Raw genomic sequence first — 13,303 nt, 5'->3', positions numbered from 1 at the left:
CCTTTCTTATTTTAAGAATGGTTATTGTGGTTCTTTCTTTAAATGTCAATTTCCTTAACATATTAAATTTGGTGATCACCGTAATGTATAAGAGTGAGCAATCCGTTTTCATTAGATTTTACTTATGAATATTTAGTCGTTTGCATTCAGGTATTAAATTGTTGATGAACATATGCTGATTTTTGATTCAAAACAAAATGGTCTATTCCTTATATATTTGATATAAAAGATTATATTGGTATGCTGTACATCAGAAATGATATGCTTTATTTGTTTTTCTCTAATGCTAAATATCGTCTATAATATGCAATTGCGCTATATTTTGTCGTGTTCATTTTTTCAGCAACTTCTTTCCATTTTAAACCTGATGCTCTTAGTTCAAAAGCAAGCTTCCTTCTTTCAGTTGCTACCCTTTCGTAATTCTCACGGCTAATGCCGTAATATTTAATCACTGTTGAACGAGATACACCTGCAGCCTTAGCTAAGTCTTTTGCTTTAATTAATTTCCCATTAATTATCATAATAACGTCTCCAATGCTATTTCTAATTTTTTTTGCGTTTTTCTTGTTTTCTTTGCTCTTATTGATTGTATTGTCGAAAATCTCTGAATTGAAAAATTACGCCATGTCCATTTACAAATACTGCTACAAATTTGTTTTGTCTCTTCATGAGATAATGGATTTTGAGGGTTGCTATGATTATTAAGTAAAGTCGCTTTTGATAGCATATCATAAAAAAAACAACGATAGTTTTTACTCTTTTTAAAACTTAATACTTCTTTATAAGCAATAATTCTCAAATCTTCGAACAAGTTAACGTTGCGGCCCAGCCCATGTATAACACTTTTCTTTTTACTCGAAATTCTTATCTTGTCTGGGATAAAATCTAAGAGGTATTGTAAATCATATGCTGAAGTATTTGTCCATGTCGTTCTCCATTCATGCATGTTGAGAGGGTTTTTCATTAAAACATCAGCATAAGCTCTGTCTGCATCTAACCTTTCTGTAAATCCACTCTGGACAATAGCGGCCAACTTTAAAGGCTTATCTCTTGCCATGTCTGTTTTTAATACCGGACTTTTTAAAGCATAAAGTAAATGAGCATGGCCATTTTTTATGTTTTGTATGATCGTATTTGGTATTGGTAAACCAACTAAGTCCCATGCGACCGCTCCATATTTGTGATCTACATCAAAAACCAAACCGTTAATAAAAGATTTGTTATTAAAACAAATATATTTCTTTAGAAGGGCTTTGTCTTTAGGGGCTCTGTATACCCCATCTCTAAAATCATCACAGCATAAAGCATATTTTTGAATTTGCAGTTTGTATTTTTCTACATTATATATATTTTCGTTATTTAACATTTCTGATCTCCTTATTGTGTTCTCCATTTTATTGTATTTTTCTAAAAAGGAGATACGTGTTATTTTTATAATTATTTAATAAGTGATTTTAAAAGTTTGTCAAGTGTCTAAAAGCCATATCAGATATTAGGTGTTTCTTGTAGGGTTATAATAACAAAAGGGAAGTGCTTCAATAAAAATATAAATGATGATAGCTTTTTTAAGTGCGACTCATAAATCATAGTTGCATACTGTAATATGATTGCTTTTTATCTGGTAAAAACTAAATATTGATTGCAGGTCCTTTAATTTAATTATTAATTCAATAATCTGACCTTGTCAAATTTTGTATTGTTAAACTTCAACTTTCTTTATATACAAAGAAGATGTTTTAAATTTATAACAACAATATTTTTAACTATAGGAGATATAGAATGTATAAGTTAAGTTTTTTCTAATTAATATCTGTGGTAGATTTTATTTTGTTGATATGGTTTATTAGTTGACAATTTAAATAAAGTATATGTAAGTATTTAAATTGATATAGTTAAATTTAATGGTGGCATTATGCAGAATACAAAATTTAATATTATGGAGAGATATTTGATACTGCTCGATAAGTTTGTCGATAAAATTATCGAATCAGGAGTTTCTGAACAACAATTGATCGAGAGGTCGTATGTGTTTTGTGCTGGGTATTATATTAAGTACCAGCAAGAAATTGAAAGGCTGACATTCTCAAATAAAGATGTTGTTTTAACATTTCTATTATTTTCATACTACAATTATATTAATGAGTTAGATAATAATTTAATTGATAAAGTAAGAATGAGAAGAACGTGTTCATTACTTATTAATTTCATTGTCGATAATGGTAGTCAGACAGAAAAAATTTATGTGCAGGAAAAGAAGAAGTACAAATCTTATACATTGAAAAGGGATTTATCAGTAAAGAATAAAAGGAAAAAATATGGTTTATAACAATATAAAAACTTCCGTGATTTAAATTTAAGGCTTTCACTTTATTATCAGATGCCTACATGAAAAATGCCAAAACTTACATAGCTTGCTTCAGCACAAGCAATGTAGAAATCAACTTTATCTCCTTTAAACATAATCGTGATTGTTTCGTTGTTTTCACGGAGTACCGATGGCAGGGATGTATATCTTTGTCTGGAACTGGCCGTTATGCTTATTGTATAAACATTTATCTTTGCTGCCAGAAGGGCTCAGGCTGTAAGATTTGTTAAGGATGATAACATATTTTATTCGTGATTTTACCGTTCAAGATTTTAATTTTAAAATTTTAATGACTTAATAATTCTTCTGAGTGCGTTATCAAACTTTTGGCTTCTTCTCTTTATCCATTTAATGCAGGTAAAGCTTCCAATTCGTGAAGCGAAATAGGTTAGCCACATATATTTGTGTTCATCAAAAACATATCCAGATTTAAAACCCCATGGCAACACAAAAAATGAAACAACTGCAGTGCAACAAAGCAAGATAAATATGGTCGAAAAAAAATTAGGAACAGGCATCGCCCTAAAATAAAATGCCATCGAAGTGTTAGGGAAAAGTACGGTGAGAAACGCCGGGATAATAACTGTCTTTCTATCTAAGTTGACTTCGTATTCACCAGTGGTTGCATTAACAATGAGAGCATCTTTGAAGACACTAAATGAACCATCAACTCTATACTGGCGAAGCTCGTATTTACACATTTTGTGAGATTTTCTAAATGCGATACCAAAGGCTGGAATCTGTGTCTCATCCCCAGTATCGGTTTTAACCCAAACCTGGTCAGTGATTGGGAGGGGACTAATGACAGTTGCAGAAAAGGTCTCAACGAACATGTAGGTTTCGCCGAACAACTCGAATTTGGGTGTTGTCATCTCAGCTTTCGTTTCTCGGCGACTTAACGGGTCAATGCTAACTTCTTCATTGCAGTGTTTCGTGATGGGGCTGCTCATACAAATTCCTATGTTTAAGATGAAATCAGATTTGATGATGTATGAAATCGTTTAGGTCTAAAGATGGAATAGTAACTGCCATTTCCAGAACCGGTGAATTAAGGAAAAGGATATAGGCTAGTTAAATCATAATGTTAGCATTACAGTGTGAACTAACATTTTGACTGGGTTTACAGGAAACGCAAATCACTTGTACCGATCGATTAACATATAATGATAGGTTGTATCTATCAACAGATCCATATCGATCGGTATAAGCGATCAATTTAGCGAGTTATGTTGCTTACTAAAATCTACATGTAAGGTGGTAATGTTGCCTTGGTGGCACTAAATTGCTGTCAAGTAAAGGCGCCTTAAGAGTGTTTTTGGGATTGATGGGATGGATTTCTATCTTCATCGCTTCAGTGATGACTTGGTGCTTTGCGGGGCGTTTAAGAATTGGGATTTTAAGTTGTTTCAGCAGACGATAAATCGTATCAAGGTAAGGTATGGTTTCCATCCATCTGAATGCTGAGACCTCGTAGCTTTGATTAGGCATCTCTTTTACGGCTTTAGTTGTTATCGCTTTATTACTCCCTGCTAAAGCTTCCGAGGAACACTTCTCTTCTACATAAGCGACAGCACTTTCGTCTTTACCTGCATGCCTATCAATAATAAATGCTTCGAAGGAGTTTTTAACGGTTTCCTTTAAGATTTCGTTTGCATTCGCTTTAGTGATAGTTGCTTTTAGGTCAAACAGAAAGCCGTTATCGCGTTCCGGTCTATAATCGAGTTTACCCTGCAAGGTCGACCATGAATAACACTTAGCTAATTGCGAAGCTTTGAAAGCAATCCCGGCGTATTCGAATGAGAAACCATTCATTTTACCTGTAGATGTGATATTGGGTAATGCATTAATATTTCGTTCAAAAAGCTGTTGGACAAACTCAGTGGTCGATACTCTTTTAGAAACTAACGTCTCTAAAGCGTTCTGGATGATGGTTTTTGGGCATTGTTCACCTGTCCTTTTCTCTTGCATCGCTTCATTTCGTGTTTTTTTTCGTTTTAGTTTAGGGCAGGGCAATGCTGAAGAGGTTTTTGTTTTAGGGCCTTTAGTTCTTAGTAGCGAATAGTCGTGTTCAAGCTGTTGGATAATGCGTGTACTAATCAGGTTTTCATTTTTTCCGAGATAGAGTTTGCCTGTATTACGGTCTATGCGGCTGGCGATAATGTGGATGTGTTGACCGACTGCATCGTCATGCAACACGTAGCATCTGAGATGCGTTTCCGAGAAGCCGATGCGCTTCATATAGTCATCAGCTATAGCGGACCACTGAGCATCGGTTAGCACTTCGTCCTTTGGTAAACGAAGCGAATTGTGCCAAACAGGTTTATCCACATCAGGGCGAAGCGTTTTTGTTAGATTGAATTCAGTGATCAGATCTTTCGCTGCACATCCATCCATATTTCCCCCGATCACGACAGGAGCTACCCTATGATGAGAATCTGGTTTTAACGTATAGAGGACGATCCCGATAAAATTCTTACCTCTGCGGATCTTTTGCATTCCCTTCATCGGAGTCTCCCCACAAGTCGGCGGTGATGAGATGTAAGCGAAGATCGGTAATTTGTCGCTTCACTGCAAATAGTTCCGTTTTTGTCAGGTGGCTTCCGGTACTTTTGTTATCAAGGTGGGCAACAATTTTATTTAGTTTCTGTGAAAGGTCAGCTAAAGATCTCCATGCTTCTATATTAATAGCTGGAACAACACCAGGAAGCGCATTAAGAAAAGATAAACGAAGCCATTCCCCTTTGCGATGGCTGCCACGTTTATCATTTAGAAGCGTTAGCTCTTCATTATTAAGCCTGACACTCACACAATGAGAACGAAGTTGCTTCTGTGGAAGCTTCGTTTCGCTACCGCTTCTATAATGGGAACGCTTACTAAAGGTGGTCTTGATAAAGTTATATTTTTTGACCATACGAACTCCTATCAATTTAAATAAGTAAAAAACATTCATTAATATTTATTTATATGTTATAAATGGATAATGTCAATATATGCTTTTTTTTGATTTTAATTTTTTTCAACTGTAAGGCGAAAAAAACAAGGGAGAACTCGAAGAAGCAGCGTAGCGCTTCGTAGAGTTAGCCCTTGCTTGTTTACAAAATAATAAAAAGAGAGATATGTATTAAATAAATTTAAATATATAAAAGAGGATTGGCAATGGATAAGAAATTAACATGGTTTACGATTGGTAGTATAGTGAATATCAATGATTTCGCTGATGAGAACAAAGGAGGTCTTGAGAGTAAAATGCTTGTCAGGGTTAAGCACTTAGGTGGTCATGAGCAAATATATGTATATGTTGGTTTGAATAAATTAGAAGCAACAAAGGATGAGTTAATATAATTCTTCTTTGTTGCTGATGAGAGTGATAATTATTATGAGATAGTTGAAGTTATTTAATCTGTGATTTTAATTGAGTTTTTCTTGATAATAGATCATTAACTATATCATTTTTTCAATAATTATCTTCAGGTATTCAGAAATCACAATAATAATGTTGTCATTTTCCTTGATATAGGGAGAGTTTATATTAATATCATTGTTATTATATGTCGCCTTTGCTTCAATAAGAATATGGCAATGAAGATCTTTGTTATTAAGTTCATGGCAACATTCGAAAGCTTCACTATCGCTTTCAAAATAATTATAAACGCTATTGTTCTTTTTATCAAAAACTAAAAAAATTACGTCTTTTCCAAAAAATGTATCCAGACCATAGATTGCAATAACAATATATCTTGCTAGCATTGCCAATACCTCATTTTGCGATGATTTCAAATATTTTATGAGAGTCTTTAAAAAAAACATAAATATTTTTCCTTTTTGTGATCTGAAAACTGGATTTTCTCTCGATTTAAGTTTTCCAAAGGCGTTTAGGTGTTCAGGTAAAGCGATGTTGTATGCCGAAGCAAATAGGATTATATTTTTTAAAATAAAAGTTTAGTAAATTCAGTTTCTTATATGCTTTTTGTTGGGTTGGGGGGAAGAATCTATACATGGAGCCTTCAACTCAAACATGCGGTTAAGTTATTGAATAACAAAAAAGATTGCACTTTTTTTGCGTTTGTTTATAATGCAATAACTACTAATAGATTAATTGAATTGCTGAAATTTGGGTGTGCGGACATATGAATGGTATAGAGAGTTTATTAAAACAACAAGATTTGTCTGTGCCATTAAGCACTGCTCAAGGTGTTTCTAATGTTCCTTTTCAAAGATGGTTTAAATTTAAGGAAGCGTTTTCCCCAAAATTCGTACATGATACTATACAGAAGTCCCTCATCAAAGTTGATAAGATACTTGATCCTTTTGGTGGATCTGGAACGACAGCACTTACATCTCAATTAATGGGAATAAATCCAACGACAATAGAAGTTAATCCTTTTCTAGCCGATTTAATAGAAAGTAAATTAACTGAATATAACACTCAAAAATTAATTTCAGATTGGGTCTTTGTTTCTAAAAATGTAGGGTTAGAAAATCCATCGTTAGAGACAATGTTTTCAAATGCCCCAAAAACTTTATTTGAAGACAAAGACGTTGAACGATGGATTTTTAATCGTGAAATTATATTCAGGATTGCTCAATATAGAGAAATTATAAAGAAACTTGATGATTTAAAAAATTCAAGATTATTCAGAGTGCTACTTGGTAGCATTATGATTCCATTTAGTAATGTTATAATTAATGGTAAAGGACGCCGGTATAGAAAAAACTGGGAGATTCTTTCATTCACGAAAAGTGCATTCGATGAAGCTTTCAGACTAAAGGTTGAAGAAGCTATTTTTGATATAGTTCGATATTCCAATATAAAGTCTGGAACTTATGATTTCTTCAACGGGGATTCCCGAAGTGTACTTAGTAGCTTGGATTGTAAACAAGATTTAATAGTTTTCTCGCCACCCTATCCTAATAGTTTTGATTACACTGATATTTATAATGTTGAGCTTTGGGCATTAGGTTATCTAAATAGCGCAAGTGATAATAAGCTATTACGCTCAAATACATTACGTTCCCATGTCCAAATAAAAATGGATGCATCACCAATGCCTGATTCTTTAACTTTGTCATCAACATTAGAAAAATTAGATGCTAAAGTTAAACTGCTTTGGAATAAAAACATTCCTTCAATGGTAAATAACTATTTCTATGATTTAAATGTTATCTTAGAAAACTCAATGCGATTGCTCAATAATAACGGAATGGCTGTTGTCGTTATTGGCGATAGCAAATATGTAGATGTGAAAATTGATACTGTAAAAATAACATGTGAACTTGCTAAAAAAATCGGATTTACAGTTAGAGAGACTCAAGAAATTAGGATAATGAAAGCCAGTGCTCAGCAAGGGTGGTCAAAAAGTCTGAGCGAAACAGCAATATACTTAGGTAAAGATATTTAAGGGAATGACAATGATCAAACTTCCAGTAATTCGTTCTGTGGATATTAATAATTATCAAGTTTATCAAAATGACACTAATTCTGGAATATCCCATATTATTCATGGCGGAGTTCATTTGATCATTGGTGTTAATGGACTTGGCAAAACAACATTGCTAAATGCGCTTTACCGTGTATTAGTTGGTCCTAAAGATGTTCCCAAAAACGATACTGCACTTTTAGGAAGCGCTGGCCACACCCTTACGGGTTGGCGGAATAGCAACTATTTTCGTTCGAGGGTTAAAGATGGGGCCTTAAATGCAACTATTGCTTGTAAAATTTCTTTTGGGGATGAATATTTAGAAATCACAAGGAAATTGTCGAATTTAGAAGTGATTTCATTGAAATTAAATGATGTCATTTTACCTTCTTCACAAGATGAGTATGAAAAAGTCGTAGTCGATATATCTGGAACCGCTGATTATGTAGATTTCTATTCAATTGTTAAATATCTCATTTTCTTTCTTGAAGACCGAACTGAACTTATTTGGGATGAAAGAGCACAATTCGAAATGCTTCGAATTTTATTCTATGATGCTGAATCATCGAAAGCAGCAGTTGCTCATTATGATCGCGCACAGAAAGCTGATAGTAAATATCGTAATATTCATGCCTCACTTAAAACTATAAAAGACAGAATAGCAGAACAAAGCAATCAGGAAGTCGAGGGAGCAAAAGCGCAGTTTCTGATTGAAAAGGCCAAATTAGCAGCCTTAGAAGAAAAATTAGCATCAACGCTTGAAACGCAGCAACAACAAATAAACAATATTGATGAAGCTAAATTGGCGCGAGCAACAATCTCCCGCGAATTAGATGAATTAAAATATGCTGTAGATTATAAACAACATCTTATTTATGAACATTTTCTCCCGACACAAGACTCTGCTATAGAATATGTATTAAGAAATTTAAGTTCTGGAAATGGTTGCTTAGCGTGTGGTAATAAGAGTGCTTCAAGTGAATATTTCGAGGAAAAATTCAAAGTACTTCATCAATGTCCTATATGCAACTCACCATTAGAGCAACAAAATGTCAATACTATTGATCTTGATGTATTAAATAAAGATCTACAGGTCCTATATAGAAAAATTGAGATCCTTGAAAAATCTTATGCTTCTCAAGATGTTTTGCTTGAAAAATTTAAGAATGAGCTTTATAAAACTGAAACTCTACTTGGCGAGACTTTAATAGATTTAAAGTCGACTCAAAAACAAGTCAGGAAAATAGAAAGCGATCTACCTCCAGATGAATTTGAATTACAAGAGTTACGACGTATAGTTGCATATCGAGAAATTGAGCTGCGTCAGGAAGATCGTATTAGAATTGATTCACATAATGAATATGTTAAGATTCTTGAGAGTAATAATTCTTCATTACAAGATAAGATGAAATTATTAGAGGTTAAATTTTCATATTACAGCAAAAACCTTTTGGCAGAAAAAGTTTTTATTAAATGTGAGAAACAACCCAGAAAAATAGGTCAAGGTATTCCTTCAATAGAATTTCCTTCCTTCAAAGTATTAATGACATCAGGCGTTTTTGATAGAGAACCGTCGCGGCGGGACGATGCTAATTCCGTTTCAGAATCACAAAAAGAGTTTATTGATTTAGCGTTTAGATTATCATTAATTGATATCATTACTAATAAAAATAATTCTCCTGCTATGATTGTAATGGAGACGCCAGAGGCTAGCTTAGATAGCTTATTTATGCATAATGCAGGTAGACTCTTTCGTGAGTTTTCATATGCCCAAGGTCAACGAAATGTATTTATCGCCAGTACCAATCTAAATAAAAGCGAAATGATACCAACGCTGTTAGGTTCTATAAATTCACCAAAAATCTTTGATAAAACTGATATAGACTTGATACTAGATAGGGCTGGTGTTGAAGAGGATAAGGTAGAAGTTGGAGTTATTCCACCTAACCAGCGTGCTAATCACATAATAAACCTGTTGGAGTTATCTGCACCAAATCTTTCGTTGAAAACTCACAGAGATGAGTATTTTGATATGTATAATAAAGCTGTATATCCTGAAGGAGGCAAAATAAATGAATAAACAGACTCGCTTGGCCTCATTAGGATGGTTGACGCTTTTTTTTGAGGCGGCTGAAAGATGTGCTCTATATCCCATTTCTATGGAGATGTTGCATAGATTCATTTATTTAGCAAATGTGTTATCCCCATTGTCTAAGGTAAAAATGCCTAATGAATACACGCTAAAACATCGTCGTGGACCATATTTTCCGCAAGCCCAATATGATATTGGTATTCTCGTTGCACAAAGAGTTATTGAGGCTACTGATATCTCTGTGATTCAGGATGAATATGGATTTTGGTTAAAAGGTAATTATCGGATAACGAAGTATGGCTTATCTATTACAGATAAAATAAATGAACAGTCAATTTTAGAAAACTATTCTTTCTTTCTGCGAGAGTTTTTTGGAGCTTTATCTCTGCTTCATCACGAAGAAATATTAAATATAAATAGCTACGAGATACACTATAAAGCAGTAGAGGATGGCCAGGGCGTTGATATTTCAATTCCTGATAATAATTACACAAGATATGCTGTTTCAAAATTATTTCCTACAAGTCGCTTGCAAACACCAAGAGAAGGTATTCATCGCTACATTTCATATTTAACTAATACCCTCCATGTGCAAGAGGAGAATTATCATGAAGATAGATAAAAATAAATTTAATGAAATGATGAATCCTGAAGGTGTAGCTTTGACTCAAAACAGCATACCTGATTCTTGTAATAGTTTACCGTCAGGAGCTATTTCTGACCCCTATAATTTTGCTGCAAATGTTAAAGCCTTTCTTAGAAAAAGGATGCGGTTTGTTAATGACAAATTAACCGGCGATTGTTTGTTTATTCTTATCCCTAACGAAATAAAAAGAGATGTAGAGCATTTGGGGAGGGGAGTTGATAGATTTTTTTCATCAATGAATATAGGGATAAAAGGCAAAGTAATTCTTTCATTAGATGTGCGATTATCTAAGGTTAGAATATTGGATGTAGGTTGTGATTCCAGCACAGACGAAATAGAAATGCATAATATTTTTTCGGCAGAGATTGAAAAAATATTAAGCTTAAGTCCTGTCAATATTAGTTATTGTCAATACGCTCATGATTGTTCCATGCTTAGTGCTTTCCCGGACGCAAAAAACGCTGATGCTGATGCAGATATCTATGATCTAAATGCTAAACAAATTACTTACAATTGTGCTGAGCTTGAAAAGCACACTGACGATTTTTATCAAAAAGAACTTAAATATCCCAGTTCCACTATGATGATCTGGGATAAGCAAACTGAATTTAAACTTATAGCAAAAGCTGAGACACGTATTTCCGCAAGATTGGGAGATAGCTTGCAAAATAAGTTAGGTAAGGAAAATGTAGCTGCTGAGCCTAATGTGAACAGTGGAAGGATTGACATCTTTATTCATTCGAATGCGATGGGTGTAGATCAAGGTCCATGCATTATTGAGCTAAAAGTATTGAGGCATGAAAAAAGCGATAACTACAACCGACGCTGGTTATATAAGGGAGTCTTACAAGCAAGAGACTATGCTTTAGATATGGATGCCAAATCTAAATATCTTTTTTCATTTGATGGGCGTGAAAAGAATAGTGAGTTTGCTGTTATCCCATTAGTCGCTGGAAAATATGATGTGAAATACATAAACATATAGAATGTACAATAAGACAGACCTGGCTCGTGATGAGGAAATTGAAAATCAAGCTGTTTAGTTTGATACGGTAGTTCATATACAATTCATTGAAGGTATGTTAGAAAGTAGAACAAGCTTTACATCCCATTGTAAAGCCTGTTCTATTTTACTATCATATGTTTTGTGTGGGCTTGAATTACTACTTTAGTATGTCTATCTTGCCCATCAATAGTTATATACTGAATGCTTATAAATCGTTTTTTTAACGAATAGTCTTCTTTTTTTATTAAAAATGTATATACTTTTCATAAGCATAAATGCTGCCAACTGATTATAATCAAACCGATATGTATCAATCGGATCTGATGGTATCAATGATGGTATCATACCCTCTTTGGTAAATTTTAATCTCTTAAGATCATAAGGATAGTTGCGATGTTCGAGTCCGGCCTTCGCACCAGGAGCATGTAAATGGACCTCAACTGAGATCTTTTTTATGTCTAAAATCCAGAAGTTACCTACCTTTCTCGGTTGAGCGCTGTGTTTTTTCCGTTGTTATCAGCATGCTAACCGTCAGGACAGAGCCGATAGACAAAAAGTATGTCTGCAATAATGTCTTGAATGTACATATAGTTGCGAGCATCATCGCAACTATGTGCTCATGAATTCTTCAATGTAATGACCTCTGACAAAACCCTAAAGCAAGCGATATCAAATATTACTATTTGGCGCAAAGGCGAACAGCGAGCGCCGCATAAGCCGTTATTGCTGTTATATGTCCTCTCGCACTATCGGCAGGGTCACGATCGTCTGTTTGATTATGGTTCTGAAATTCATGAGCAATTGCTGGATTTGCTGGAGCGCCATGGGCCACAGCGCCGTGAGCAGCGCCCGGATATGCCGTTCTGGCGTTTGAAGGGCGATGGTTTCTGGGAATTGCAAAACACGGAATTCTGCTCAACCAGCGGTAGCCGCCAGCCACCTAAACGTGAACTCATTGAATATAATGTTGCTGGTGGGTTTGATGTCGACAATTTCGCGCTGGTAACAAAAAAACGTAAGCTAATCGACGCGCTGGCGCAGCAGATCCTTGAGGCGCATTTTCCGACCAGTATTCAGGAAGACATCGCTGACGAGATGGGTTTTGATATTCGCACCTCTCTCAGGCAACGCGATCCGAAATTCCGCCAGGCGGTGCTACGAGCTTACAATTATCAGTGTGCGGTCTGCGGCTTCAATATGCGCCACGACAACGCCCCTATAGCCCTTGAAGCAGCCCATATCAGATGGAAGCAGCATCATGGTCCTTGTGAAGTACCTAATGGCCTGGCGTTGTGCGCAATCCATCATAAAGCGTTCGATCGTGGTTCGATTGGCCTGGATGAAAATATGCGCGTAGTGGTTTCCGACGCGGTGAATGGTGGCGGAGTGGTACAGCGGTTGTTCTGGGATTTTGCGGGGAAAGAGATCGCGTTGCCCCCGGTTAAAGAAAATTATCCGGGTGAGCGGTTTGTGGAATGGCATAGGAAAGAGGTGTTCAGAGGAGGGCATTGATCTGGGGGAGTATTTTGAGTGGGGTATACGTTATCTGCTAAAAACAGAATCATATCAAAGGCATCAAAGTAATCGGCCACGGTTCTCGCACTATGGTCTGTAGCGCGCTGGTGGAGTCACACCTGTGGTCAATCGACGCGTAGAGCGCCAGATGAGCCATCATGAGCGCAAGCGGAATTTATAAGGCGCGGCGCCTTAAAGAGCACAGGGAGATTGTAAGTAGCCCGATATTGCTGGCTTTTGCTTAGCTTGCTGACGGGATTCG

At 35.4% G+C, this 13,303-nt stretch carries 13 protein-coding genes; 7 read left to right on the top strand and 6 right to left on the bottom strand.

Annotation, left to right across the window (positions count from 1 at the left end; translation table 11 throughout):
* Window positions 1-266 precede the first annotated feature (266 nt).
* Together ACLJRU_RS16920 and ACLJRU_RS16915 are read right to left on the bottom strand one after the other, a co-directional pair.
* On the bottom strand, window positions 267-521 hold the full coding sequence (locus tag ACLJRU_RS16920; RefSeq protein WP_000586154.1) for a hypothetical protein: 255 nt from the start codon (window positions 519-521) through the stop codon (window positions 267-269).
* Window positions 518-1,366, bottom strand: a complete 849-nt coding sequence (locus tag ACLJRU_RS16915) for a replication initiation protein (protein ID WP_023235499.1) — start codon at window positions 1,364-1,366, stop codon at window positions 518-520. Before ACLJRU_RS16915 ends, ACLJRU_RS16920 begins: the two co-directional genes overlap by 4 nt.
* 546 nt (window positions 1,367-1,912) lie before the next feature.
* Here ACLJRU_RS16915 and ACLJRU_RS16910 point away from each other — a divergent pair.
* On the top strand, window positions 1,913-2,326 hold the full coding sequence (locus tag ACLJRU_RS16910; RefSeq protein ID WP_001181684.1) for a hypothetical protein: 414 nt from the start codon (window positions 1,913-1,915) through the stop codon (window positions 2,324-2,326).
* A gap of 317 nt (window positions 2,327-2,643) precedes the next feature.
* Here the strand turns inward: ACLJRU_RS16910 and ACLJRU_RS16905 are convergent, their stop codons facing one another.
* From ACLJRU_RS16905 to ACLJRU_RS16895, 3 genes are all read right to left on the bottom strand, one after another.
* Window positions 2,644-3,315: a hypothetical protein gene (locus tag ACLJRU_RS16905; protein ID WP_000097970.1), complete on the bottom strand. Its 672-nt coding sequence runs from the start codon at window positions 3,313-3,315 to the stop codon at window positions 2,644-2,646.
* Window positions 3,316-3,601: 286 nt separating this feature from the next.
* A complete protein-coding gene (locus ACLJRU_RS16900; protein ID WP_001541440.1) occupies window positions 3,602-4,870 on the bottom strand; it encodes a relaxase/mobilization nuclease domain-containing protein in 1,269 nt (422 codons plus the stop codon).
* Window positions 4,839-5,276 (bottom strand): hypothetical protein, encoded by a 438-nt coding sequence (locus ACLJRU_RS16895; protein ID WP_000239721.1) that lies wholly within the window; start codon window positions 5,274-5,276, stop codon window positions 4,839-4,841. Before ACLJRU_RS16895 ends, ACLJRU_RS16900 begins: the two co-directional genes overlap by 32 nt.
* A 245-nt stretch (window positions 5,277-5,521) precedes the next feature.
* On the opposite strand from ACLJRU_RS16895, the gene ACLJRU_RS16890 reads away from it, so the two are divergent.
* Window positions 5,522-5,707: a hypothetical protein gene (locus ACLJRU_RS16890; RefSeq protein ID WP_000358702.1), complete on the top strand. Its 186-nt coding sequence runs from the start codon at window positions 5,522-5,524 to the stop codon at window positions 5,705-5,707.
* A gap of 99 nt (window positions 5,708-5,806) precedes the next feature.
* On the opposite strand, the gene ACLJRU_RS16885 is transcribed toward ACLJRU_RS16890, so the two are convergent.
* Window positions 5,807-6,172 (bottom strand): hypothetical protein, encoded by a 366-nt coding sequence (locus ACLJRU_RS16885; RefSeq protein WP_000465699.1) that lies wholly within the window; start codon window positions 6,170-6,172, stop codon window positions 5,807-5,809.
* 320 nt (window positions 6,173-6,492) lie between these two features.
* Between ACLJRU_RS16885 and ACLJRU_RS16880 the strand changes: the two genes are divergently transcribed.
* From ACLJRU_RS16880 to ACLJRU_RS16860, 5 genes are all read left to right on the top strand, one after another.
* Window positions 6,493-7,764, top strand: coding sequence for a DNA methyltransferase (locus ACLJRU_RS16880; RefSeq protein ID WP_001541441.1), 1,272 nt, complete (start codon window positions 6,493-6,495; stop codon window positions 7,762-7,764).
* Window positions 7,765-7,774: 10 nt separating this feature from the next.
* A complete protein-coding gene (locus ACLJRU_RS16875) occupies window positions 7,775-9,862 on the top strand; it encodes an AAA family ATPase (protein WP_223557566.1) in 2,088 nt (695 codons plus the stop codon).
* Window positions 9,855-10,496, top strand: a complete 642-nt coding sequence (locus tag ACLJRU_RS16870) for a hypothetical protein (protein ID WP_023235501.1) — start codon at window positions 9,855-9,857, stop codon at window positions 10,494-10,496. The genes ACLJRU_RS16875 and ACLJRU_RS16870 overlap by 8 nt, the downstream gene beginning before the upstream one ends.
* Entirely contained in the window at window positions 10,483-11,505 is a 1,023-nt protein-coding gene (locus ACLJRU_RS16865; RefSeq protein WP_011264471.1) for a hypothetical protein, read from the top strand. The genes ACLJRU_RS16870 and ACLJRU_RS16865 overlap by 14 nt, the downstream gene beginning before the upstream one ends.
* A 657-nt stretch (window positions 11,506-12,162) precedes the next feature.
* The gene (locus ACLJRU_RS16860) at window positions 12,163-13,038 is read left to right on the top strand and encodes a phosphorothioated DNA-binding restriction endonuclease (protein ID WP_000199873.1); all 876 of its coding nucleotides are present in this window, start codon (window positions 12,163-12,165) and stop codon (window positions 13,036-13,038) included.
* The last annotated feature ends 265 nt before the right edge of the window (window positions 13,039-13,303 follow it).

The organism is Salmonella sp. SAL00653 (genome assembly GCF_046552515.1).
Classification (GTDB): Bacteria; Pseudomonadota; Gammaproteobacteria; order Enterobacterales; family Enterobacteriaceae; genus Salmonella; species Salmonella enterica.
Note: the sequence above shows the minus strand (reverse complement) of the source record. Positions and strands in the feature narration are given on the sequence as shown.